Origin of the sequence: Streptomyces sp. PA03-3a, assembly GCF_033792735.1 — a bacterium.
Classification (GTDB): Bacteria; Actinomycetota; Actinomycetes; order Streptomycetales; family Streptomycetaceae; genus Actinacidiphila.
Window position 1 is genome coordinate 111,890 of the sequence record NZ_JARAVM010000014.1, and the last position, 22,986, is coordinate 134,875.

The following is a 22,986-nucleotide window of genomic DNA, read 5'->3' on the forward strand; positions in this document are numbered from 1 at the left end:
ACCCGTCGCGCCGCGAGGGGAAGGGGCCCCGGGGCGTTAGCCCGCGGCGTGCCGCGGGAAGGGGCCCCACATGGCCAGGGCGAACGACGAGGTCGAAGCCCTGCTCCGCGAGTACGCCGACCTCATCCGGATCACCGGTGGCGACGCGTTCAAGGCGCGCGCCTACGAGAAGGCCGCCCGCGCCATCGGCGGCCACCACGAGGACGTCTCCCGGCTCGACGACAGGGAGCTGCGGAAGATCCCCGACGTGGGGAAGTCGGTGGCCGCGAAGGTCGCCGAGTACCTGCGCACCGGCACCGTGCCCGCCCTCGAGGAGCTGCGCGCCCGCATCCCCGCGGGTGTGCGGGAGATGACCGCGATCCCGACGCTCGGCCCCAAGCGGGCCATGATGCTCTACCGGGAGCTGCACATCGCCTCGGTGCGGGAACTCGCCGACGCCATCCACCAGGAGCGCCTGCGCGGCCTGCCCGGCTTCGGCGCCCGCACCGAGGAGAACCTCCTGCACGGCATCGGCCTGCTGCGGTCCTCGGGCGGCCGGGTCCCGCTCGACGTCGCCATGGAGGTCGCCGAGGAGGTCGTCGCCGAGCTCTCCGCGCTCCCCGGCTGCGAGCGCTGCACCTACGCCGGCTCGCTGCGCCGCATGCGGGAGACCGTCGGCGACGTCGACGTCCTCGTCGCCGCGGAGCGGTCCGGGCCCTTCATGGAGGCGTTCGTCCGGATGCCCGTGACCGCGGAGGTCGTCGTGCGGGGCGCGAAGAAGACCTCGATCCGTACCGCCAAGGGCCTCCAGGTCGACCTGCGGGTGGTGCCGCCGGACGCGTGGGGCGCGGCGCTGCAGTACTTCACCGGCTCCAAGGCCCACAACATCCGCGTCCGCGAGCTGGCCGTCCACCACGGCCTCAAGCTCTCCGAGTACGGGCTCTTCGACACCGCGACCGGCGAGCGGATCGTCTCCCGGACCGAGGAGGAGGTCTACGCCCGGCTCGGCCTGCCCTGGATACCGCCGACGCTGCGGGAGGACCGGGGCGAGATCCAGGAGGGACTGGCCGGGGAACTGCCCGTGCCCCTCGCCCTGGACGCCGTCCGCGGCGACCTGCACACCCACACCGACCTGACGGACGGCCTCGCCGGGCTGGAGGAGATGGTTGCGGCCGCGGCCGCGCGCGGCTACGCCTACTACGCGGTCACCGACCACGCGCCCAACCTGTACATGCAGCGCATGACCGACGCGAAGATCCTCGCCCAGCGGGAGCAGGTCCGCCGCCTGGACCGCACGCACAAGGGCATGCGCGTCCTGCACGGCACCGAACTCAACATCGGCCCCGACGGGGACGTGGACTGGCCGGACGAGTTCCTGGCCGGCTTCGACCTGTGCGTCGCCTCCCTCCACTCCCACTTCAACCAGGACCGCGACGCCCTCACCCGGCGCCTGGTGCGCGCCGCCGAGAACCCGTACGTCGACATCATCGGCCACCCCACCACCCGGCTGCTGGGCAGGCGCCCGGGTGTCGACGCCGACCTCGACGAGGTCTTCGCCGCCTGCGCCCGCACCGGCACCGCGCTGGAGGTCAACGCCCAGCCCGACCGGCTCGACCTCGGCGACGAGCTGATCCTGAGGGCCCGCCGGCACGGCGTGCGGTTCGCCGTCGACAGCGACGCGCACTCCACCGTCCACCTGGACTTCATGCGCTACGGCGTCGGCACCGCCCAGCGGGGCCGGCTCACCGAGGACGACGTCGTCAACGCCTGGCCGCTCACCCGGCTGCGGCGCTTCCTGCGCGAGGGCCGCCGTACGCATCCGTGACCGTACCCGGGGTAGGCGCAGCGAAAGGGCCCCGTACCACGCCCCGACATCGAGGAGGACACGATGCTGCTGCTGGGATTCGTGCTCATGGGCGCCACCGCCGCCTTCACCGGGCTCCTGATCGCGGAGAACCTCGGGGGTGGCCCCGACTACACCGTGACGTTGTTCGGCTCTGACATCGCCACCGTCAACACCCTCGGGGCGTTCCTCGCCGGTCTCGCGCTCGCCCTGGTGTTCTGCCTGGCCTCGGTCATCGCCCTGGCCGGCGCCGGACGCGAGCGCAGCCGCCGTGCGGAGCTGCGCCGGCTGCGCCGCCGGGCCCGTGCCGCCGAGGCCGCGCCCGACGCCACCGCCGCGGGCACCACCGCCGCCCCGGCCCCCGGTACCGCCAGGACCGACGACGAGACGGCCACGACGCAGAAGACCCCCTCGGCGTCGGCGCGCCGCCGGGGCATGCACCTTTTCGGCCACTGAGCCACCTGACCCACCGCCCACCGGCCCACCGAGCCACCGAGCCGGAGCGCCCGGCCACCAGCGTTACGTACGACGGACCGCCGAAGATGCCTCCCGGACCCGCTGCCGCCATTCTTGGAACGGGGAAGGACAAGGAGGCCGGTACGTGTCCACCACGAAGATCTGCTGTGTGGCGGGCGCCCCGTGCTGGGTCAGCCTGATGGCACGCGACCTGGACGTGGCGAAGGCGTTCTACGGACCGCTGCTCGGCTGGGAGTTCGAACCCGGGCCCTCACGCTGGGGCCCCTACGAACGCGCGCTGGTGAACGGCACGGAGGTGGCCGGCATCGGCGCCATCGCCCGCGACTGGGAGACCTCGGTGTCCTGGACCACCTACTTCGGGGTGGACAGCGCCGACGCCACGGCCTCCGACATCCGTGACCGCGGCGGTACGGTGGCCGTGGGCCCGCTCGACTTCGACGCCGGGCGGCTGGCGCTGGTGGCCGACTCCATGGGTGCCTCCTTCGGCATCTGGGAGGGCGAGCACGGCCCCGCCCGCAAGCTGCGGATGCACGGCGCCCCGTCCTGGATCGAGCTGCGCACACGCGACGCCTTCGCCGCGGCCCTGTTCTACGGCGAGGTCTTCCACTGGGACCGGCGCGGCCCCCGCTACGTCGTGGAATGGGAGAACGACCGCGTCGTCCTCTACGTCGACGGGCACAGCGTCGCGGGGATCCGCGGCGGGGGCGTGGAGGCCGCGGCCGACCCCAAGGTCCGGCCGCGGTGGCACGTCTTCTTCACCGTCGCCGACGTCGACGAGGCCGTCCGGCGCGCCAAGGACCTCGGCGGCGAGGTGACCGGCGAACCCCTCGACAGCGCCTACGGCAGGGTCGCGGGCATCCGCGACCCTGAGGGCGGACTGCTCTCCCTCGTCGCCGACCACCAGTAGCACGCGCCCGGCGCGTCCCATCGGATGAACCTCGCCCCGCCATCGTCCCGCCGGGTCGCGGACACCCCGGTGGGGCACTAGAGAAGCGGCCATGGAGTGGTTCACGGCACCCGACTACTGGCTGAGCCGCGTCGTCGTCCAGCGCGGGCTGGGCGTGCTCTACCTGGTCGCCTTCCTCACCGCCGCCGGCCAGTTCCGCGCCCTCATCGGCGAGCACGGGCTGCTGCCCGTCCCGCGCTTCCTGCGGGACGTGCCCTTCCGTCACGCGCCCAGCCTGTTCCACCTCCGCTACTCCGACCGTCTCTTCGCCGCCGTCGCGTGGGGCGGTGCCGCGCTGTCCGCCGCCGTCGTCGCGGGCGTCACCGACCTCGTGCCGCTGTGGGCCGCCATGCTGATGTGGGCGGCGCTGTGGCTGCTCTACCTGTCGATCGTCAACGTCGGCCAGACCTGGTACGCGTTCGGCTGGGAGTCCCTGCTGCTGGAGGCCGGCTTCCTGGCGGTGTTCCTCGGCAACGACGACACAGGGCCGCCCGTGCTGATCCTGTGGCTGATGCGCTGGCTGGTCTTCCGCGTCGAGTTCGGCGCCGGACTGATCAAGATGCGGGGCGACGCCTGCTGGCGCGATCTGACCTGCCTCTACTACCACCACGAGACACAGCCCATGCCCGGCCCGCTCAGCTGGTTCTTCCACCACCTGCCGCGCGGGGCGCACCGGGCCGAGACCGCCGCCAACCACTTCGCCCAGCTGGTCGTGCCCGTCGCCCTGTTCACCCCGCAACCGGTGGCGAGCGTCGCCGCCTGCGTCGTCATCCTCACCCAGCTGTGGCTGGTGCTCTCTGGCAACTTCGCGTGGCTGAACTGGCTGACGATCGTCCTCGCCGTCGCCGCCCTCGACGGCTCGTACGCGGCAGCGCCGCCGCCCGCGGCGTCCGTCCCCCCGCCCGCCTGGTACGCGGCCCTGGTGATCGCCGCCACCGCCCTGGTGGCCGTGCTCAGCTACTGGCCCGCCCGCAATCTGCTCTCCCGCGGCCAGATGATGAACGTCTCCTTCAACCGGCTGCACCTGGTCAACTCCTACGGTGCCTTCGGCAGCATCAACCGGATGCGCCTGGAGGTCGTGGTGGAGGGCACCGACGCCGCCGAACCCGGCCCCGGCACCGTGTGGAAGGAGTACGGCTTCAAGGGCAAGCCCACCGACCCGCACCGGCTGCCCCGCCAGTTCGCCCCGTACCACCTGCGGCTGGACTGGATGATGTGGTTCGCCGGGATCTCCTCGGCCTACGCGTGGAGCTGGTTCGTGCCGTTCGTCGGCAAGCTCCTGGAGAACGATCCCCGCACCCTGCGGCTGCTGCGGAGCAACCCCTTCCCGGACGCCCCGCCCACCTACGTCCGCGCCCGCCTCTACCACTACCGCTTCACCGACTGGCGCACCCTGCGCGCCACCGGGGCCTGGTGGGAGCGGAGCCTCGTGCGCGAGTACCTTCCGCCCGTCGACCGCGAGGGACTGCGCCGCCACGGCTGACGACGCCCGTGCGTCCCGGCCCCGGGCCTCAGTCGCGCCAGGGGGTGGGACGGATCTCGAAGCCGGTGAGCCCCTCCGGCTCCTCCTCGACGACCTCGACCCGGTCCACGATGGACAGCGGCGAGCCTTCCTGCGACCAGGCGACCATCTCCGCCACCGCCTCGGGCGGGCCCTCGAAGACCGCCTCGACCGTGCCGTCCGGCCGGTTGCGGACCCAGCCGGCGACGCCGGTGCCGTCCGCGGTCATGCGGCAGGTGTCCCGGAAGTACACCCCCTGGACGTCCCCCGTCACCACGACCCGGCGCCGGATCACGGCCGGACCCGGCGGATCGCGTCGCGGAAGGCGTCGGCGTCCAGGACGGCCGCCCCGCCGGGGTCGTTGTTGAAGTACACGAACACGTCGGAGCCCTCCGGCCAGGTGTCCACGATGCGGTGCGCCCAGGTGGTCAGCGCCCGGGACCCGTAGCGGGGCCACGGCCGGGCGATGCCCTCATGGAAGCGCACGTAGCCCCAGTCCGCGGTGCGCCACAACGGCGTCGCCGGGCGCGCCCGCCGGTCGGCCCAGCACAGGGCCGCGCCCTGGCGCTTCAGCAGCGCGCGGATCTCGGGGGTCCACCAGGAGGCGTGCCGCGGCTCGACGGCCACCCGCACACCCGCGGGGAAGCAGCGCAGGCACGTCTCCAGGACACGGGCGTCGGCCCGGAGGTTCGGCGGCAGCTGCAGCAGCACCGGGCCCAGCCGGTCGCCGAGCCCCTCCGCGTGCGTCAGCAGCCGCCGCACCGGCTCCTCCGGGTCGCGCAGCCGCTTCATGTGGGTCAGGTAGCGGCTGGCCTTGACCGCCATGACGAAGCCCTCGGGCGTGTGCTCGCGCCAGCCCGCGAACGTCTCCCGGGACGGCAGGCGGTAGAAGGCGTTGTTGCTCTCGACCGTGCCGAAGCGGCGGGCGTACTCCTCCAGCCACAGTCGCTGCGGCACCTGTGGCGGGTACAGCACGCCGCGCCAGTCCCGGTACTGCCACCCTGAGGTTCCCACGAGCACGGACATCGCGCGGCCCTGCCGGTTGCTTGCTGGTCCCTATTCAGGGTAGGTCGTAAGGAGTCCCGCATCTCCCCGCTCGCGGGGGTGGAACCATGCACTTCACAGACCGTGCCGATGCCGGACGGCAGCTCGCGGAGCGGCTGCGGCATCTGGATTTCGACAACCCCATCGTGCTCGGCCTGCCGCGTGGCGGCGTGGTCGTCGCCTACGAGGTGGCGCAGGCCCTGCACGTTCCGCTGGACGTGATCGTCGTCCGCAAGCTGGGCGTCCCCTACCACCGGGAACTGGGCTTCGGCGCCATCGGCGAGGGCGGCGCCAAGGTGCTCAGTGACGACATCGTCCGCATGGGCCACGTCTCCCGTGCCGACATCGACAGCGTCGAGCACCGCGAGGAGGCCGAGCTGGCCCGGCAGGCGCACCGCTTCCGCGAGGGGCGGCCGCGCACCTCGCTGGCCGGCCGTACGGTGCTGATCGTCGACGACGGCGTCGCCACCGGCGCCACCGCCCTCGCCGCCTGCGAGGTGGCCCGCGCCCAGGGCGCGGCCCGGATCGTGCTCGCGGTGCCCGTGGCCTCGCCGCAGTCGCTGCCCGCGCTGCGGCACGCCGCCGACGACGTGGTGTGCCTGTCGGCGCCGAACGCCTTCTTCGCGGTGGGGGAGTGGTACCACGACTTCTCCCAGACCGCCGACGACGAGGTGTCCGGCCTGCTCAAGCAGGCCGCCGCCCGGGCACCGCGGACCACCGAGGTGGACCTCGCCGTGGGCGGCGGGGCCGGGACGCGGCTCGCAGGCACGCTGACCATGCCCGCCGACGCGCGGGCGCTGGTGCTCTTCGCCCACGGCACCGGCAGCAGCCGGCACAGCCCGCGCAACCGCGCCGTGGCCGCCGCGCTCAACCAGGCCGGCCTCGGCACCCTCCTGTTCGACCTCCTCACCTCCGCCGAGGAGGCGGACCGGGCCAACGTCTTCGACATCGAACTGCTCGCCGGCCGCCTGGCCGACGTCACCGAGTGGGCCCGCGGGGAGAACCTGCCGCTGGCCTACTTCGGCGCCAGCACGGGCGCCGCCGCCGCGCTGTGGGCAGCGGCCGACCCCCGGGCCGCCCCGTACGTCTCCTCGGTGGTGTCCCGGGGCGGCCGCCCCGACCTGGCCGCGCCCCGGCTCGGCGCGGTCAGGGCACCCACCCTGCTCATCGTCGGCGGCCGGGACACCGCCGTCCTGGAGCTGAACAGGCGTGCCCAGGAAGCGCTCGGCTGCCCCAGCCTGCTTCACGTGGTGCCCGGCGCCACCCATCTGTTCGAGGAGCCCGGAGCCCTCGACGAGGTGGCGCACCTGGCGCGCGACTGGTTGGCCGGTCACCTCCCTGCGACGGCCGGTCCGTGACCGTACCCTGAGGTCAGGGGGTGGAAGGGAGTAGGAGGATGCGCCGATGAGCAGCACGGTGACCATGCTGGACTCACTTCCGTCGGCCCATCGCCGGGCCTTCCTGGAGCACGGCAAGAAGGTCAGCTTCCCGCAGAGCTGGCGCATCTGCGACGAGGGCAGATTCGCCGACCGGTTCTGGGTGGTCGAATCGGGGGCCGTCTCCATCGACATGGACGTGCCCGGCCGCGGCGCGGTCTCCGTCGAGACCCTCGGCCCCGGCGAACTCGTCGGCTGGTCCTGGCTGTTCCCTCCCTACCGCTGGCAGGTCGGCGCCCACGCGCTGGGCTCGGTGGGGGCGTACGAGTTCAGCGGCGCCGAGATCCGCGACCTGTGCCGGGAAAACCCGGTGCTGGGCCAGGCCATCGTGCTGGCCGCCGCACAGACCATCGCCCAGCGGCTGGGCTCCGCCCGGGCCCGGATGCTCGACATGTACGGCCCGCGTCTGCAGGAGCATTCCTGAGGGCACGGGCGACCCTCGGGGATGCGCCCCGAGCGCCTCGGCCGGCCGACTGAATTCGGCCACGTGCGTGGGGCGCGGCGGCTCGCCGCCGAGGACCGCCGGCGACTGCCGGTGGCGCTCCGCACGTCCGTGCGTGCCCGCCCCGGACGGGCCGGCACGGCGGCGCGGTCCGCGTCCGCGTCCAGGAGCGCGCTCGGGACGGCTCGGACCCGGGCGCGTCCGGTGCGACGCCGCTCTCCCGCGCCGGGCCGTCGAGGCCGACGAGGCCGCCGACCTTGCGCGCGCGAACCACACGGACGCACCCGGCGCCGGGTGCTGTGCCGCGTTGTAAGGCGGGTTCCACCGAGGCGTCCACCTGTTGGGCGTGGGGTCCTCGGAGAGGTCGGCGGGGGTGCGCCGCATGCGGGCCTCGATGTCGGGGCCGGCGTCGAGCCCTTCGAAGACCTCGTCCGCGAACTCCTCGGCGATCCGTCCCCGTTCGTCGGCCGACAGCCGTGCCCGCTGGTTCAGCAGAGTCGTCTCCGCGGTGTCCGACTGCCGCTTCGCCACGCTGCCGAGCACCGCGCTGCGCAGCCGCGGTGCCCTGTCTGCGCGTCCAGCGCCTCCACATGGACGGCGGCGACGGCCGCGACCGTGGTGGTCTCCCGCTCCAGGACCCGGCGTACGTCCTCCAGGCCCAGGCCGAGCTCCCGCAGCGTGCGGATCAGCTCCAGCCGTGCCACGGAGGCGGCGTCGTACAGCCGGTAGCCGCCGCGCGGCGCCCGGCCGGCGGCAGCGCGCCGATGTCGGACCAGTAACGGATGGTGCGCACCGGCGTGCCGGTACGGCGGGCGAGCCGCCCGAGGCGAGGAGTTCCTGGTCGTCGCCCATTCGGCCGGGTCCGGACCTTCCGGCGGCCGGAGGCTCGCGCCCCTGTTCCCCGGTCACTCCACCCAGGTGTCCTCGGCCCCCCGCGTGCCCACCGGGCGGCGGAAGAGTTCGTCGCGGTCCGCGTCGTACAGGACGAACGACCCGTGCGCCTTCGGTGCGGGGCGTACCGCGACGACCTCCGACGCGCGGAAGCCGGGCCACGGCTGCCCGCTGTGGCCGGCGCCCTCGGCCGCTTCCGGCGCCGACAGCGGATTGCCGCCCGCGCAGCGCACCCGGGGGACGCCGCGTTCGTCGACGAGCACCGCCGTGCCCGCCTCCAGCACCGCCGCGAAGGAGGTCGCGGAGCCGTCCGCGTAGCCGTGGTCGGTGACCCGGGTGTCGGCGCGCAGCAGCGCCGGGGTGAGCGACTTCAGGTACCGCCCGATCCCGTCGGTGTCGATGACCGCCACCCGGGCGAAGGCGGCCGCCTTGCCGGGGTCCTCGGTCAGGTACCGGGTCTGCTCGGCGACGTCGCAGGAGGCCCTGCCCTTGGTGCCGCCGTACAGGGCGCGGGTACCGCCGGAGACGCTCGGCGCCCCGTACGCGCCGGCGGGTTCGGGGGTCAGGGTGGGCGCCGGGGCGTCCGCGGGAGGGGGGTCGTCGGCCGTGCCGGCGGTGAAGGCGTCCTGACCCGCCACCTGGGCCGGCTGCAGCACGATCCGCGGCCGGGTGGGCGAGGGGCTATTCTCCGGCGCGCCGGTGCCCCCACTCCCTCCCCGCGTGGCCAGGAAGACCGCCAGGACGAGCGCCGCGGCCCCGAGCGCGGCCAGTGCCGACAGCCCGGCGCTCGACGTCCACCACCTCCGGCGCGCGTGCGCGGGAGGTGCATGGCCGGGGTCGGGGGCGCCGGGTGGCTCCCGGGGCGGAGGTGGGGTCACTCCCGCATTCTCCGTCCACCCTCCGACCGGGCCGCAAGCCGGGGCATTCCGGACGGGCGGGCTGCCGCCGGGCTGCTTAGCCTGACACCGTGACCCGGCATCCGCCCTCCGCCCCGCCCCCCGCCCCGGGGTTCGCCCACGGCTGGCTGCACGCGCTGGCGGCGGTTCTGGCCGGGTACGCCGTCATGGTGGTCGTGGCGGCCCTCGGACTCTGGCTGGCGGGGGCCTCGGAGCTGCCGCAGGGCGCGTTCCTGCCGGTCATCGCGGCCACCGTGGTCATGGCCGTCGGCGGCCGCGTCGGTCTGGAGGGCGGCGCGGGCACCATCGCCCGGTCGGACGCGGCCGTGACCGTCTTCCCGCTGTCCGTCGCCCTGGCCGGGGCCCTGGTCACCGCCTACGTGGTCGTACGGCCGCTGCGCCGGCACGCGGTGGTCCCCGGGCGCCGGATGCTGTGGCTCTTCGTCCGTACGGCCGTGCTGTGGGCCCTCGCCACGCTGCTGATCGCCCTCGGCGCACGCCACACCTTCACCATCTCCACGGGCGAGGAGTTCCTCAACGACCTCGGCGACCTGCTCGGGGTCACCCCCACCGTGGGCTTTCGCGCCGACGTACCGGTCTCGGTCGTCGCCGGGCTGCTCTGGCTGGCCGTCGTCCTGGTCCTGGCCTTCGCCGTGTCGCGGAGGGCGCCGCTGCCGTCCCGGCTGGTGCCCGCGCACACCGTCGTCCGGCCGGCCGCCCGCGCCATGGTGGGCGTGCTGCTCGCCTACGTGGTCGCCGGCGGCGTGATCGCGGTGGTCACCGCCTTCACCCGCGCGGAGCCCGCCGACGGCTTCGCCGTGGTCTTCCTCGGCCTGCCCAACGTGGCCTGGCTCGCGCTCGGGATCGGCATGGGCGCCTCGTGGCACGGCAATGTGCAGGGGGCACTCGGCGTGCCGATGCCGGAGGCGCTGGCCGCCGTGCTGCGCAGCGGGGACGGGGACGTCACGCTCGACCTCGCGTCGCTGTCCGAGCAGGACGGAAGGACGTGGTGGCTGGTGGTCGCCGTCGCCGTCGCCATGCTGGGCGCCGGCTGGGCCACCGCCCGGCGCGCGCCGCCCGGCACGGGGCACGTGCGCAACGCCGTCCACCTGGCGGCGGCGTCCGCGGTGGCCATGCTGCTGATCGGCGTGCTCACCCGGATCGACGCGCACTACGGGCTGTCCCTGTTCGGCATCGGCGACCCCTCGGACACCGGCGGCCTCGGCGGCTCGATCGTGCTGCTCCCGAACCTGCTCCCCGCGATCGGCATCGCCGCGCTGTGGGGCGTGGCGGCCGGTCTGCTCGGCAGCATGGCCGCTCACCTCGTTGCCCGCGCCCGCCCCGCCCGGCCGGGCGGGACGACCCCCTGACGCCGCCCCGCGCGTCGTCAGGCCTCACCCGTCCACGTGATCGGGTGCGTCTCGGTGGGGGAGGAGTCGCCGCCGACCGGGGGCTTCGCCGGGGGCGGGGGGCCGGGGTCGCCCGGGCGCGCGTCGGGCGGTGAGGAGGCGGCGTAGGTCGCCATGCGGGTGCCGTCGCAGTAGCACCAGCGGTCGTGCTCGGCGTCGAAGAGCCAGACCGCGTCCCCGTCGACGACGGCTCCGATCCTGATGCCGCTCGTACCGCGGTCGAAGGTCTCCAGGTCGATCCGGCCGGCCGCCAGGTCCTGCACCAAGGAGCGGTACGAGCCGAGCGCCTCCACCAGCCGGCCCAGCAGGGGCCGGGCGTCCGCCGTGCGGGCCGGGGAGCCGCCGACGGCCGGAGGGCCCTGCGGGACCGTGATCAGCAGCCGTCCGTCCACCCAGGCGGACCAGCCGTTGGAGCACACGATCCGCGCCCAGTCGCCCCGGTGCTCGGTCACCCGCACCGGCAGCAGCGGGTCCAGCGCGGCGGAGGGGCTGGAGTCGTCCGGCGCCCGCCAGGTGGGGAGCCCCGCGGACGGGGCGACGTGGGTCGGGACGAACTCCGGCTCGTACACCACGGCCTACCTCCGCATGACGGCCGGCTCCTGGCGCCGCAGCAGCCTGGTGACGACGAGCCCGAAGACCGCCGACAGCACCACGAGCATGCCCATGTCCAGGAGCCACATCGAGGGGACGGACCGGAAGAGCGGGTCCGAGGTGACGGTGCTGGGCGTGATGGCGTGCAGGTCCAGCGTCGCGGCCATCGCCCCCAGTGCCCAGCGCGACGGCACCAGCCAGGCCACCTGCTCCAGGCCCGGGACCCCGTGCAGCGGAAGCAGCGCACCGCAGAAGACGACCTGCACGATGGCGAGCAGCACCAGCAGCGGCATGGTCACCTCCTCCTTCCGCACCAGGGCCGAGATCAGCAGCCCGAGCATCATCGAGGTGAACGCCAGCAGCGCCACCGCCAGCGTGATCTCCAGCAGCGCCGGCATCAGGACCCCGCCGCCGCCCTGGGGTCTCAGCCGCACGCCGACCAGGGCCACCATCGTCAGCACCACCGCCTGGGCGACGGTGACCAGTCCCAGCACCACCACCTTGGACGCCAGGTACGCCGAGCGGGACAGGCCGACGGCCCGCTCCCGCTGGTAGATCACGCGTTCCTTGACCAGCTCGCGGACCGCGTTGGCCGCCCCGGTGAGGACCGAGCCGACGCACAGGATCAGCAGCACATTGAGCGCGTTGTTGCGGCCCAGCGCGCCGCCCGCCAGGGCGCGCGCCATCCCGCCCATCACGAAGGGCAGCGCCACCATGATCGCCAGGAAGGTGCGGTCGGCGGCGAGCGACGCCGTGTAGCGGCGGACCAGCGTCCACAACTGGCCGCCCCAGCCCTGGGGCTTGGGCGGTTCGAGGGGTTCGAGTCCCCCCGGGGCCTCGGGGCCCGCGGGTTCCAGCGCCGCCGCGATGTACTCGTCGTAGAGCGGGGAGGCCTCGTACTGGCCCGTCCAGTCGCGGTTCTCCTCGTGCTCGAACGCCTCGAAGGCCTCCGGCCACTGCCGGAAGCCGAAGAAGGGGAGGGTCTTGGAGGGCGGCCCGTAGTAGGCCATGCGCCCGCCGGGCGCCATCACCAGCAGGCGGTCGCAGACCTCCAGGCTGAGCACGCTGTGCGTCACCACGATGACCGTGCGGCCGTCGTCGGCGAGTTCGCGCAGCATCGTCATCACCGAGCGGTCCATTCCCGGGTCCAGGCCCGAGGTCGGCTCGTCCAGGAAGAGCAGCGAGGGTTTGGTCAGCAGCTCCAGGGCGACGCTCACCCGCTTGCGCTGGCCACCGGAGAGCGTGTGGACCGGCTGCCGCACCCTGGCCTCCAGGCCCAGTTCGGCGATCACCTCGTCCACCCGGGCCTGCCGCTCCTCCTTGGCAGTGTCGCCGGGGAAGCGCAGTTCGGCCGCGTACGACAGGGCGCGGCCCACGGGGAGCTGCTGGTGCAGGATGTCGTCCTGGGGGACGAGGCCGATGCGCTGGCGCAGGTCCGCGTACTCCCGGTACAGGTCCCGCCCGTCGTAGAGCACCGTGCCCTGGTCCGCCGGGCGCAGCCCGGTCAGCGCGTTCAGCAGCGTCGACTTGCCGGAGCCGCTCGGCCCGACCACCGCCAGCAGGCACTTCTCGCCGACGGGGAAACTGATGTCGTCCAGCAGCACCTTGCCGGCGGCGCCCACCCGCACCGACAGGTCGCGGACGTTGAGCGAGACCTCGCCGGTGTCGGTGAACTCCTGCAGCTCTTCGCCGACCAGCCGGAACACCGCGTGGCCGACGTCGATGATGTCGCCCTGGTGCACGACCGCCCGGTCGACGCGCTGGCCGTCCAGGTAGGTGCCGTTGTGGCTGTGCAGGTCGACGATCTCGTAGCCGCCGTCCGGCAGCGACCGCAGCTCGGCGTGGTGGCGGGAGACCAGCAGGTCCGAGACGACCAGGTCGTTGTCGGAGGCGCGCCCGATGTGGATCGTGCGGTGCGGCAGCGACCGGACCGACGTCGGGTGACGGAAGGTGCCCGTCGCCGCGGGGGACAATACGGGCGGCGCCCGGTAGACGCCCGTGGGGGCCTCCGCGTTGCTCAGCCGGGCGCACGGCCCTTGCTCGGCGTGCCCGAAGCGGATGACGCTGCCCGGGCCGACGCCCCACTGCCGGACCTGCCGGCCGTTGACGAAGGTGCCGTTGGTGCTGCCCACGTCGTGCAGCATCCAGCTGTCGCCCGCGGGGCGGATCACCGCGTGGTGCCACGACACCCGCGGGTCGTCGAGGACGACGTCGCCGTCGGGGTCGCGACCGACGTGGTAGTCCCGACCCGGGACCAGGATCCGGGTGTCCCCGTCGGTCTCGAGCACGAGCTTGGGCGCGGTGGGCGCGGAACCTCGCTCGGCCACGCTTCGATCGTAGCCGCGGACCGGCCGCACCGCCTGTCCCACCTGACCCGCAACGGGCCGTCACATGGCCCTGAGGGACGGTGCCGGGGCTTACCAGTCGGTCGGCGCGTAGTCCTTGAGGAACACCCCGAACAGGTCCTCGCCCTGCTCGCCGCGGACGATCGGGTCGTAGACGCGGGCGGCGCCGTCGATCAGGTCCAGCGGGGCGTGGAAGCCCTCCTCGGCCATGCGGACCTTGTCCGGGTGCGGGCGCTCGTCGGTGATCCAGCCGGTGTCGACGCTGGTCATCAGGATGCCGTCGCTCTCCAGCATCTCCCGGGCGCTGGTGCGGGTCAGCATGTTGAGCGCGGCCTTGGCCATGTTGGTGTGCGGATGGCCCGCACCCTTGTAGCCGCGGGTGAACTTGCCCTCCATCGCGGAGACGTTCACTACGTACTTGCGGCGGGCGGCGGCGGCCGCCATCGCCGGGCGCAGCCTGCTGACCAGGATGAAGGGCGCGGTCTCGTTGCACAGCTGCACTTCGAGCATCTCGACCGGGTCGACCTCGCCCACGGCGCGGCTCCAGCTGTTCTCCGCGTCCAGGTCGGGGATCAGCCCGCCGGCGTCGATCGCCGTGCCGGCCTCGATCCGGGCGAGCGAGGCCGAACCGCTCACCAGCGCCAGGTCCGTGACCTCCCGGGCCCGGGCGGCCAGCTCCGCGCGCGGGGCCGGCAGCGCGGGCTGGGCGCCGCTGCCGAAGGCGCCGAAGACCTCCGAGGCCGGCAGGGCCCCGGCCGGGAGGGGTGCGGACTCGGCGGCCACCAGTTCCGCGTACGCGGCCGGGGACCGGCGTACGGTCTGCGCCGCGTTGTTGATCAGGATGTCCAGCGGGCCCTCGGCGGCCACCGAGTCCGCGAGCGCCACCACCTGCGCCGGGTCGCGCAGGTCGACCCCGACGATCTTGAGGCGGTGGATCCATTCGTCGCTGTCCGGCATCGCCTTGAAGCGCCGGATCGCGTCCGCGGGGAAGCGCGTGGTGACGGTGGTGTGGGCGCCGTCGCGCAGCAGCCGCAGCGCGATGTACATGCCGATCTTGGCCCGGCCGCCGGTGAGCAGGGCGCGTCGGCCGCTCAGGTCGGCCCGCGCCTCGCGCCGGGCGCGGTTGGACGCCGCGCAGCTCTGGCACAGCTGGTGGTAGAAGGCGTCGACCTCGACATAGCGGCCCTTGCACACGTAGCAGGAGCGCGGCCGCTGCAGAATGCCGGCGATCTCACCGATGACCGAGGAGGACGGCAGCAGCCCCTGGGTCTCGTCGTCGATGCGTTCCGCGGAACCGGTGGCCGTGGCCTCGGTGACGGACTTGTCGTGGGCCGTCTTGGCGGAACGCCGCTCCTGGCGGCGCCGCTGCTTCACCGTCCGGTAGATGCCGGCCGTGGCCCTGCGCACGGTGATCGCGTCGGGGTGGTCCAGCGGCAGCTCGTCGAGTTCCCTCAGCACGCTGAGGCACAGTTCCAGGCGTACCGGGTCGATGCCGGGGACGCCGTCCCAGGCCGTGGCCGTGCTCTGCTCGTTCTCGGTCGCCGTCATGCCCGCCGTCGTTCCCTGGATCGTGTGTTCCCGCTGGTGTCCTGCGGAACTCTACGGAGGCGGCGGCGCCCGGCCAAAACGGCGGCTTTCACCCGTGCCCGGGCCGGCGGCCGCGGGAGGTGCCCCGGGGCGGTCCCGGAGGCGGTCCGCGGCGCGGCTGCGGGTCACTCCAGGGGGGCGGTGGCCTCGCTCTCGTACTCGTAGTCCCACGGCTCGTCGGCCATGTGCTCGAGGCGCTTGTAGTACGCGGCGCTGTCGGGCCACGCCTGGTGCGCCCCGGCGTCCTGCACGCTGATGGCCAGCGGGTCGTACAGGATGCCCTCGGGGGGCTGCCCCCCGGCTCCCAGGGCGATGCCGAGGGTCAGACCGTCCCCGGGGCCGCCGTGGAGTCGGATCCTGGTGGTCATGGAGGTCACCTCCTGTATCCATGATCTCTCGCCGGGGGAGGTTTGGTGAAGAAGCGGGACGACGACGGGCCCTCGGCCGACAGTGAGTGAGAGATCCGTTACGTTACGCTTCTCCGCCCGCCCCGACCCCCACGAGGTGCCCGCGTGCGCGAATTCAGTCTGCCCGCGCTGGTCCCGGCCACCCTTGCCGGCGGTCTCGCCGACGTGGTGTTCGAGACCGCGGCGCAGGCCCCCGACGAGGTGCGGCTGGGCCGCAAGGAGGACGGCCACTGGCGGGACGTGACCGCGGCCGGCTTCCGGGACGAGGTGATGGCCCTGGCCAAGGGGCTGCTCGCGCACGGGGTGCGGTTCGGGGACCGGGTGGGGATCATGTCGCGCACCCGCTACGAGTGGACGCTCTTCGACTTCGCGCTGTGGACCGTCGGGGCCCAGCCGGTCCCCGTCTACCCGTCCTCCTCCGCCGAGCAGCTGCGCTGGATCCTCCACGACACCGGCGCCGTCGGCTGCGTCCTGGAGCACGAGGACCACGCGATGACGCTGGGCTCGGTGATCGACCGGCTGCCCGCCGTGACCCGCGTCTGGCAGCTGGACGCCGGAGCGGTCAAGCAGCTCGTGGCGGACGGGGAGCGGATCTCCGATGACGTGGTCCACCGGCACCGGCTCGCCGTCACCCCCGACGCCGTCGCCACCGTGATCTACACCTCGGGCACCACGGGGCGCCCCCGGGGCTGCGTGCTGACCCACGGCAACTTCATGTGCCAGACCGACAACCTCATCGCCGGCTGGCGACCGGTCTTCGACAGCGGCGCCTCCGCGCAGCCGTCCGTGCTGCTGTTCCTGCCGCTGGCCCATGTCTTCGGCCGCATGATCCAGGTGGCGGCCGTGCGGGCGAGGGTGCGCCTGGGCCACCAGCCCGAGATGACGGCCGCCGAACTCCTGCCCGACCTGGCGCTGTTCCGGCCGACCTTCGTGCTCGCCGTGCCGTACGTCTTCGAGAAGGTCTTCAACTCCGCGCGGGACAAGGCGGAGGAGGCGGGCCACCTCGGGGTGTTCGACAAGGCCGTCGACGTGGCGGTGCGGTTCGCCGAGGCCCGCGAGCGCCGTGCGCTGGGCACCGGGCCGGGACCGAGCGCGGCGCTGCGCGTGCTGCACCGCTTCTACGACCGGATGGTGTACGCCAGGGTCCGTGAGGCGCTGGGCGGCCGGGTCCGCAACGCGGTGAGCGGCGGCTCCACCATGGGACGGCGGCTCGGGCTGTTCCTGGAGGGCGCGGGGGTCACGGTGTACGAGGGCTACGGGCTCACCGAGTCCACCTCGGCGGCCACCGCCAACCCGCCCGGCCGGGTGCGCTACGGCACGGTGGGCCACCCCGTGCCCGGGACCGCCGTCCGGATCTCCGACGAGGGCGAGATCCTGCTGCGCGGCCCGGCGGTCTTCTCCGGCTACCTCGGCGACCCCGAGGCCACGGCGCAGGCCCTGCGCGACGGCTGGCTGCACACCGGCGACCTCGGCTTCCTCGACGAGCACGGCTATCTGACGATCACCGGCCGCAAGAAGGAGATCATCGTCACCACCAGCGGCAAGAACCTCTCCCCGGCCGTCCTGGAGGAACGGGTGCGCGAGCACCCGCTGGTCGAGCACTGCCTGGTCATCGGGAACGACCGGCCGTACGTGACGGCCCTGGTGACCCTGGACACCGAGGCGACGGCCCAGTGGCTGCGGCTGCGCGGCAAGGCCGAGGCGGGGCTGCAGGAGCTGGTGCGCGACCCGGACCTGGAGACCGAGGTGCGCAGGGCGGTGTCGGCGGCCAACACGCGGGTGTCGAGGGCGGAGTCGATCCGCTCGTTCCGCGTGCTGGCCGCCTCGTTCAGCGAGGAGCGGGGGCTGGTCACCCCCTCGCGCAAGCTCAGGCGCCGGGCGGTCGAGGAGGCCTACGCCGCCGAGATCGACGCGATGTACCGGCGCTGAACCGCCGTCACGGCTTCGGGAGCCCGCACCCCGGCAGGGTGAGGTCGAAGCGGTTGCCCGTGGTCACGCAGGCGCCGATCCCGTAGGTCTGCTCGGCGTAGTTGATGCCCCGGCGGACGGTGACGGTGCCGTTCGCGTCCACCTCGCAGGGGTTGTTGAGGGTGCAGCGGCCGCCGTCCTCGTTGCCCGTGTTGTTGACGGCGACGACCTTGCCGGTCGCGGTGTCGATGACGGGCGACCCCGAGGTGCCGCCGATGGTGTTGCACGAGGAGGTGTAGCGGACCGAGTCCTTCCAGGTCCAGTCGCCCTCCTTGAGGAGGTGGACGAAGCCGTCGATGCCGCAGCTGTAGATGGTCTTCCAGTAGCCGGAGACGACCTTGATGGCCGTGCCCTGCACGGGGTGCGTACCGGAGACCTCCAGCGCCGAGATCCCGTAGGAGGACTGGATCTGCGCGTAGGTGCGGCCCAGCTGGTACACCGAGATGTCGGTGTCGGTCATGGTCGCGTACGCGAGCTTGGTGGCGCGCAGCGTGGCGACCGAGCGCCCAGAGGCGTTGAGCAGCCCGAAGGCGCGTGTGGACGCCTGATCGACCAGCACCTCGCCGGGGTCGAGGAAGCCGCTGGTCAGGCAGTGCCCGTTGGAGAGCACCAGGGCGGGGTCGGTGGACGCGGAGCCCGGGAAGCGGATGAGCGATCCGGAGCAGTTGCTGAGCGACACCGTCCCCGCGAAGTCGACGGTGACCGCCGCGCCGGCGTGGGGTGGGCCGCGGCGTCCGGGCCGGTCGCCGTGGCGGGGGCGGCGGACAGGCCGAGGGTCGCGACAGCGGCGAGGGCCGCCAGGGCGGCCGCGAAGAATCCTCTGAGAGGTCGTTTCATGTGGGGGGGTCCTCTCGAGACCGAAGTTCTTTCGGTTTTGGCATGTACATTGTTATGACTCGAGAGGGTGGTCACAAGAGGGCCCCGGACCGCCGGACCGCGCCCGGCCGAAGGGATGGCCGGCGGGCGCGGCCCGGTGACGGTCCGTCAGCCGGGCAGCCCCGCGACCCGTTCGCCGGCCCGGAGGGCGGGAGCGTCGATCCGGACGTTCGTGCCGTGCTCGCGGGGTCCGGCCTGGACCGGTACGGCCGGGCGGGGCGCCGGGGCACGGTGGGCTGCGCTCGCCAGCGAACGCCGGTCCGGCAGCGAGTGCGCCGCGATGCGCGGGAGCGCCGCCACCTCCGCGGTGAGGCCGCGGGCCGCCACCACTCGGCGCACCGAGTCCATCAGGGTGTCCTCGCCGAGGAACGCCGCCTCGGTGCTGGGCCGCCCGTCCGCGTCCCGGTAGCGGACGAGCAGCGGCTGCACGTCGGCACCCGCGTCCAGCGCGGACTGGAACAGCGCCCGGCGGTAGCGTCCTTCCTCGCGGCCGCACCAGGTGCTGCCCTCCGGGAAGGCCACCACCGTCGCGCCCGAGCGCAGCGCCTGCGCGACCTCGGCCACCGTGCCGGGCAGCGAGCGGATCCGCTCGCGGTCGATGAAGATCGTGCGGCCGCGAACGCACAGCCGCCCGATCACCGGCCAGTCGCGGATCTCACGCTTGGCGACGTTGCGGCCCGGGAAGACCGCGGCGACGAGAAGGATGTCGAGCCACGACACGTGGTTGGCGACCACCAGCAGGCCGCGGCCCGGCTCCCGCGGCGCCGGTTCCGGCAGCCGTACCCGGACACCGAAGGCCGCCATCACCGAGCGGGTCCACCGCCGGATCAGCCGCTCGCGCCCCGCCTGGCCGCACAGCGCGCCGAGCGGCGCCGACAGCGCGACGCCGACCAGCAGCACGGCCACCGCGGCGGTGTACCGCAGCGTCCGCCGGACCCGGCCCACCACCGGACCGTCGCCGGTCACGCACGCCTGCGGCGTGCAGGACGAGACCGGCGACCACCACGTCGCGGCCATCTCAGGCCGACCCGAGCGAGCCGAGGGCGCCGAAGTGGCGCAGGTAGCGCTCGTCGGTGCGCTCCAGCGAGAGCAGGATGAACAGGTCGGCGACGCCGAAGTCCGGGTCGTGGGCGGGCTCGCCGCACACCCAGGCACCCAGCCGCAGGTAGCCGCGGAGCAGCGCGGGCAGCGTGGTGCGGGCCGGGCGGGCGATGCCCGCCGGGTCCCAGGGGCGGAGCGGGGAGACCCGGTACTCCTCGGGGGCCAGGTTCTTGGCGGAGACGCGGTCCCACACGCCGGCCGCCATCGCGCCGCCGTCGTTCAGCCCCACCGAGCAGCAGCCGGCGACCCAGTTGTGGCCGGTGGTCGCCATGTAGCGGGTGATGCCGCCCCACATCAGGGCGACGACGGCCCCGTCCCGGTGCGCGGGGTGCACGCACGACCGGCCCACCTCGACCATGTCGTGCTGGATCGGGGCGAGCCGGCTCAGGTCGAACTCGGACTCGGAGTAGGTGCGGCCGGCGCGGCGGGCGTTCGCGGGGGTGAGCAGCCGGTAGGTGCCGACGACCTCGCCGGTGAGGTCCTCCTTCACCAGCAGGTGGTCGCAGTAGGCGTCGAGGGCGTCGACGTCCAGGCCCGGCTCGGGGGTGTCCAGCACGGCCCCCATCTCCCCGGCGAACACCTGGTGCCGCAGACGCTGCGCGGCCCGCACCTCGGCCTCGTCCTGGGCGAGGCTCACCGAATAGCGGGGCCGGTCGATCGGGGTGTCGACGACGGGAGCGAGTTCGTACGAAGCGGTCATGGCACGATTCCCTGGTCAGGGGGACGGGGACACCCCTAGATGTCCCGTCGCGGCCTTGCCTTGGCGTGTCGTTGACGGAGCGGGCAGATGTGGGCTCGCTGAAGTGCCGGTGCCGTGGGCCCGCGGGCCGCCCGCTTCACCCGGAAAGCGCGCCCAGGCGGCCTTCGAGCAGCAGCAGGAGTTCGCCGAGGATGCCCGCCAGCTCCTCGCGGCGGGCCTCCGGGAGACCGGACACCAGCCCCGTCTCGTAGGCGAGCTGCTCGGGCAGCACGCGGTCGACGAGCGCCCGGCCCTCGTCGGTGAGCCGCAGGTGGGAGACCCGGCGGTCGCGGCCGTCGGGGCGGCGGGACACCAGGCCGCGCTCCTCCAGCAGTTTGATCCGCTTGGTGACCGCGGCCCCCGAGGCGAAGGTCTCCCGGGCCAGCCGGCCCGGTGTCAGCTCGCCGCCGACGCGGCGCAGGGCGATGAGGATGTCGTACTCCGGGCGGCTGAGGCCCTCGCGGCCCAGCGGCGTCTCGGTGACCTGCTGCAGCAGTGCGGCGCAGCGGTTCAGCCGGCCGATCACGGCGACCGGCCCGAAGTCCAGATCGGGGTAGACGTCCTGCCACTGGCGCAGCACCGTCGCGACGGCGTCCTCCACGCGAGTCGTCCTTCCTCCGTACGCCGGCGGCTCCGGCGGCGTCCGCATGATCGTACGCGTCGCCGGGGCCCGGCGACGGACCGGCCGTCCCCGTGCCGGCCTGCGGTCATCAGGCGCGCCGGGGTGCGGTGGAAGCGGCGCGGTGGCCGGCCCCGCTCCGGGACCGGCCACCGCGGACGGGCACGGATCAGGCGGGGAAGGCCAGCGACAGCGCGAACCGGCCCTCGGCGTCGGTCCACCAGTGCCGCAGGGCGAGACCGGCGGCGGCCAGCTCGGCCCGCACGCCCTCCTCGCGGAACTTGGCGGAGACCTCGGTGCGCATCGTCTCCCCGCGCGCGAAGTCCACGGACAGGTCGAGCGCGGGGACCTTCACGGTCACGTCGGCGCGCGCCCGCAGGCGCATCTCGATCCACTCCTCCTCGCGGTCCCACACGGCGACGTGGTCGAAGTCGTCCGGGTGGAAGTCCGCGCCGAGCTCGCGGTCGATGACCGACAGCACGTTCTTGTTGAAGGCGGCGGTGACGCCCTGAGCGTCGTCGTACGCCGCCACCAGCGTCGTCTCGTCCTTGACCAGGTCGGTGCCGAGGAGCAGCGCGTCGCCCTCGGAGAGCAGCGCGCGGACCGAGGAGAGGAAGCGGGCCCGCTCCTGCGGCAGGAGGTTGCCGATCGTGCCGCCGAGGAACGCGACCAGCCGGGGGCCGGGTGTCTCCGGCAGGGCGAGCCCGTGCTCGAAGTCGGCGACCAGCGCGTGCACGGACAGGTCCCGGTGGTCGGCGAGCAGGGCCTGGCCCGCACCGGTGAGCGCGGACTCGCTGACGTCGATCGGCACGTACGTCAGCGGCCCGCCCAGCGCGCCGATCAGCAGCCGGGTCTTCTCCGAGGAGCCGGAGCCCAGCTCGACCAGGGTGCGGGCACCGCTCGCCTTGGCGATCTCCGGCGCCCGCGCGTGCAGGATCTCCCGCTCGGCGCGGGTCGGGTAGTACTCGGGCAGCCGGGTGATCTCCTCGAACAGCTCGCTGCCCCGGGCGTCGTAGAACCACTTGGGCGGGAGCTGCTTGGGGCTGCGGGTCAGCCCGTGGGCCACGTCGGCGCGCAGCGCGGCCGCGGTGGCGTCGGCGGGCAGGGTGCGGGTGAGGGTGAACGGGCTCACAGGTGCGGCTCCTTGAGCGGGATCAGCAGGACCTCGGTGGGATCGCCGTAGAGCAGGTGGCGGTCGGGGACCTCGGTCCAGCGCGGACTGTCGTCGTACGGCTCGGAGGCCACGACGAGGGAGCGGCCGGGCGTGTCCAGGTACCAGAGCGTGTCGCCCCAGGCGGTGCCCGCGATCGCCAGGCCGTCGGTCAGCAGGAAGTTGAGCCGTGAGTCGGGGGTCAGCGCGGCCAGCCGGCCGACGGCGTCGGCGAGCGCCTCGTCCGCCGGGGCGCCGGCCCGCAGCCGGTGCAGGGTCAGCGCCCAGGCCAGGGCCGAGTCGCAGCGTGCCTCCAGGCTCAGCAGCTCCTCGGGGGGCAGGGTGCGGGCCGCCTCGGCGACCGAGTGCGGCCAGCCGCGCAGCGCGCCGTTGTGGCTGAACAGCCAGCGGTCCGCCGTGTACGGGGCGGCGGCGGACTCGTCGGCCACCGAGCCCTCGGTGATGTCGCGGACCGCGCCGAGCAGCGCCCCGGAGCGCGTCACCCGGCACACGTCCGCGAAGGACGGGTCGTCCCAGATCGGCCCGGCGCGCCGGTAGCGCGCGGGCAGCGGGTCCCCCTCCGCGTACCAGCCCAGGCCGAAGCCGTCGGCGTTGACCGTGCCGTACTTCTGCCGCCGCGGCGCCCACGACTGGCGGTACAGCGAGTGCGGCGGGTCGATGACGAGTTCGCGGAGCGCGACGGGCGGACCGACGTACGCCAGGTGCCGGCACATCAGCC

At 73.9% G+C, this 22,986-nt stretch carries 22 protein-coding genes and 1 pseudogene; 8 read left to right on the top strand and 15 right to left on the bottom strand.

The features are described 5' to 3' along the window. Nucleotides 1–70 precede the first annotated feature (70 nt). From polX to PV342_RS18865, 4 genes are all read left to right on the top strand, one after another. Nucleotides 71–1,804 carry a DNA polymerase/3'-5' exonuclease PolX gene (gene polX, locus PV342_RS18850; RefSeq protein WP_500317982.1) on the top strand — a complete coding sequence of 578 codons (1,734 nt, stop codon included), beginning with the start codon at nt 71–73 and terminating at the stop codon, nt 1,802–1,804. Nucleotides 1,805–1,867: 63 nt separating this feature from the next. Next, nucleotides 1,868–2,278 (top strand): hypothetical protein, encoded by a 411-nt coding sequence (locus tag PV342_RS18855; RefSeq protein ID WP_018560368.1) that lies wholly within the window; start codon nt 1,868–1,870, stop codon nt 2,276–2,278. A 145-nt stretch (nt 2,279–2,423) separates the two neighbouring features. After that, complete coding sequence (locus tag PV342_RS18860) at nt 2,424–3,206, top strand: VOC family protein (protein WP_018560367.1); 783 nt, start codon at nt 2,424–2,426, stop codon at nt 3,204–3,206. Between the two features lie 91 nt (nt 3,207–3,297). Next, nucleotides 3,298–4,728, top strand: coding sequence for a lipase maturation factor family protein (locus tag PV342_RS18865; RefSeq protein ID WP_391575967.1), 1,431 nt, complete (start codon nt 3,298–3,300; stop codon nt 4,726–4,728). Nucleotides 4,729–4,756: 28 nt separating this feature from the next. On the opposite strand, the gene PV342_RS18870 is transcribed toward PV342_RS18865, so the two are convergent. Both PV342_RS18870 and PV342_RS18875 read right to left on the bottom strand, forming a co-directional pair. After that, entirely contained in the window at nt 4,757–5,041 is a 285-nt protein-coding gene (locus PV342_RS18870) for an acylphosphatase (RefSeq protein ID WP_400797745.1), read from the bottom strand. After that, on the bottom strand, nt 5,038–5,772 hold the full coding sequence (locus PV342_RS18875; RefSeq protein WP_391575969.1) for a DUF72 domain-containing protein: 735 nt from the start codon (nt 5,770–5,772) through the stop codon (nt 5,038–5,040). Before PV342_RS18875 ends, PV342_RS18870 begins: the two co-directional genes overlap by 4 nt. Nucleotides 5,773–5,858: 86 nt before the next feature. On the opposite strand from PV342_RS18875, the gene PV342_RS18880 reads away from it, so the two are divergent. Both PV342_RS18880 and PV342_RS18885 read left to right on the top strand, forming a co-directional pair. Further along, entirely contained in the window at nt 5,859–7,148 is a 1,290-nt protein-coding gene (locus PV342_RS18880) for an alpha/beta family hydrolase (protein ID WP_500317985.1), read from the top strand. Nucleotides 7,149–7,194: 46 nt separating this feature from the next. After that, nucleotides 7,195–7,650 (top strand): Crp/Fnr family transcriptional regulator, encoded by a 456-nt coding sequence (locus PV342_RS18885; RefSeq protein ID WP_400797759.1) that lies wholly within the window; start codon nt 7,195–7,197, stop codon nt 7,648–7,650. Nucleotides 7,651–8,156: 506 nt separating this feature from the next. On the opposite strand, the gene PV342_RS18890 is transcribed toward PV342_RS18885, so the two are convergent. The 3 genes from PV342_RS18890 to PV342_RS18900 form a co-directional block, all read right to left on the bottom strand. After that, nucleotides 8,157–8,372 carry a MerR family DNA-binding protein gene (locus tag PV342_RS18890; RefSeq protein ID WP_500317987.1) on the bottom strand — a complete coding sequence of 72 codons (216 nt, stop codon included), beginning with the start codon at nt 8,370–8,372 and terminating at the stop codon, nt 8,157–8,159. Beyond that, entirely contained in the window at nt 8,354–8,461 is a 108-nt protein-coding gene (locus tag PV342_RS18895) for a hypothetical protein (RefSeq protein ID WP_500317989.1), read from the bottom strand. The genes PV342_RS18890 and PV342_RS18895 overlap by 19 nt, the downstream gene beginning before the upstream one ends. 112 nt (nt 8,462–8,573) lie before the next feature. Then, entirely contained in the window at nt 8,574–9,437 is an 864-nt protein-coding gene (locus PV342_RS18900; protein WP_500317991.1) for a DUF6777 domain-containing protein, read from the bottom strand. A gap of 89 nt (nt 9,438–9,526) precedes the next feature. Here PV342_RS18900 and PV342_RS18905 point away from each other — a divergent pair, with 89 nt between their 5' ends. Continuing rightward, nucleotides 9,527–10,825, top strand: coding sequence for a streptophobe family protein (locus PV342_RS18905; protein ID WP_500317993.1), 1,299 nt, complete (start codon nt 9,527–9,529; stop codon nt 10,823–10,825). A gap of 17 nt (nt 10,826–10,842) precedes the next feature. Here PV342_RS18905 and PV342_RS18910 read toward each other — a convergent pair whose 3' ends face one another. The 4 genes from PV342_RS18910 to PV342_RS18925 form a co-directional block, all read right to left on the bottom strand. Next, a complete protein-coding gene (locus PV342_RS18910) occupies nt 10,843–11,436 on the bottom strand; it encodes an SH3 domain-containing protein (RefSeq protein WP_392605294.1) in 594 nt (197 codons plus the stop codon). 3 nt (nt 11,437–11,439) lie between these two features. Further along, a complete protein-coding gene (locus PV342_RS18915; protein ID WP_500317995.1) occupies nt 11,440–13,782 on the bottom strand; it encodes an FHA domain-containing protein in 2,343 nt (780 codons plus the stop codon). Nucleotides 13,783–13,872: 90 nt separating this feature from the next. Further along, nucleotides 13,873–15,348: an SDR family NAD(P)-dependent oxidoreductase gene (locus PV342_RS18920; protein ID WP_500317997.1), complete on the bottom strand. Its 1,476-nt coding sequence runs from the start codon at nt 15,346–15,348 to the stop codon at nt 13,873–13,875. A 164-nt stretch (nt 15,349–15,512) separates the two neighbouring features. Continuing rightward, nucleotides 15,513–15,755 (bottom strand): hypothetical protein, encoded by a 243-nt coding sequence (locus PV342_RS18925; RefSeq protein ID WP_018560355.1) that lies wholly within the window; start codon nt 15,753–15,755, stop codon nt 15,513–15,515. 144 nt (nt 15,756–15,899) lie between these two features. On the opposite strand from PV342_RS18925, the gene PV342_RS18930 reads away from it, so the two are divergent. Beyond that, nucleotides 15,900–17,723 (top strand): AMP-dependent synthetase/ligase, encoded by a 1,824-nt coding sequence (locus PV342_RS18930; protein WP_500317999.1) that lies wholly within the window; start codon nt 15,900–15,902, stop codon nt 17,721–17,723. Between the two features lie 7 nt (nt 17,724–17,730). Here the strand turns inward: PV342_RS18930 and PV342_RS18935 are convergent. The 6 genes and pseudogenes from PV342_RS18935 to egtC all read right to left on the bottom strand — a co-directional run bounded on the left by PV342_RS18935 (nt 17,731) and on the right by egtC (nt 22,981). Continuing rightward, nucleotides 17,731–18,599, bottom strand: a pseudogene (locus tag PV342_RS18935) (S1 family peptidase). A gap of 147 nt (nt 18,600–18,746) precedes the next feature. Further along, nucleotides 18,747–19,655: a lysophospholipid acyltransferase family protein gene (locus PV342_RS18940; protein ID WP_400797786.1), complete on the bottom strand. Its 909-nt coding sequence runs from the start codon at nt 19,653–19,655 to the stop codon at nt 18,747–18,749. A 1-nt stretch (nt 19,656) separates the two neighbouring features. Next, nucleotides 19,657–20,439, bottom strand: coding sequence for a GNAT family N-acetyltransferase (locus PV342_RS18945; protein WP_500318000.1), 783 nt, complete (start codon nt 20,437–20,439; stop codon nt 19,657–19,659). A gap of 136 nt (nt 20,440–20,575) precedes the next feature. Then, nucleotides 20,576–21,127, bottom strand: coding sequence for a MarR family winged helix-turn-helix transcriptional regulator (locus PV342_RS18950; RefSeq protein WP_386997474.1), 552 nt, complete (start codon nt 21,125–21,127; stop codon nt 20,576–20,578). Between the two features lie 139 nt (nt 21,128–21,266). Then, nucleotides 21,267–22,229 (bottom strand): L-histidine N(alpha)-methyltransferase, encoded by a 963-nt coding sequence (gene egtD / locus PV342_RS18955; protein WP_386997472.1) that lies wholly within the window; start codon nt 22,227–22,229, stop codon nt 21,267–21,269. Beyond that, nucleotides 22,226–22,981 carry an ergothioneine biosynthesis protein EgtC gene (gene egtC, locus PV342_RS18960; RefSeq protein WP_386997471.1) on the bottom strand — a complete coding sequence of 252 codons (756 nt, stop codon included), beginning with the start codon at nt 22,979–22,981 and terminating at the stop codon, nt 22,226–22,228. The genes egtD and egtC overlap by 4 nt, the downstream gene beginning before the upstream one ends. Between the last annotated feature and the right edge of the window lie 5 nt (nt 22,982–22,986).

Bases quoted from the DNA above. Each gene is read 5' to 3' on its own strand.
- polX (WP_500317982.1), top strand. From the start codon at position 71: ATGGCCAGGGCGAACGACGAGGTCGAAGCCCTGCTCCGCGAGTACGCC.
- PV342_RS18855 (WP_018560368.1), top strand. From the start codon at position 1,868: ATGCTGCTGCTGGGATTCGTGCTCATGGGCGCCACCGCCGCCTTCACC.
- PV342_RS18865 (WP_391575967.1), top strand. From the start codon at position 3,298: ATGGAGTGGTTCACGGCACCCGACTACTGGCTGAGCCGCGTCGTCGTC.
- PV342_RS18875 (WP_391575969.1), bottom strand. From the start codon at position 5,772: ATGTCCGTGCTCGTGGGAACCTCAGGGTGGCAGTACCGGGACTGGCGC.
- PV342_RS18880 (WP_500317985.1), top strand. From the start codon at position 5,859: ATGCACTTCACAGACCGTGCCGATGCCGGACGGCAGCTCGCGGAGCGG.
- PV342_RS18885 (WP_400797759.1), top strand. From the start codon at position 7,195: ATGAGCAGCACGGTGACCATGCTGGACTCACTTCCGTCGGCCCATCGC.
- PV342_RS18920 (WP_500317997.1), bottom strand. From the start codon at position 15,348: ATGACGGCGACCGAGAACGAGCAGAGCACGGCCACGGCCTGGGACGGC.
- PV342_RS18925 (WP_018560355.1), bottom strand. From the start codon at position 15,755: ATGACCACCAGGATCCGACTCCACGGCGGCCCCGGGGACGGTCTGACC.
- PV342_RS18940 (WP_400797786.1), bottom strand. From the start codon at position 19,655: ATGGCCGCGACGTGGTGGTCGCCGGTCTCGTCCTGCACGCCGCAGGCG.
- PV342_RS18945 (WP_500318000.1), bottom strand. From the start codon at position 20,439: ATGACCGCTTCGTACGAACTCGCTCCCGTCGTCGACACCCCGATCGAC.
- PV342_RS18950 (WP_386997474.1), bottom strand. From the start codon at position 21,127: ATGCGGACGCCGCCGGAGCCGCCGGCGTACGGAGGAAGGACGACTCGC.
- egtC (WP_386997471.1), bottom strand. From the start codon at position 22,981: ATGTGCCGGCACCTGGCGTACGTCGGTCCGCCCGTCGCGCTCCGCGAA.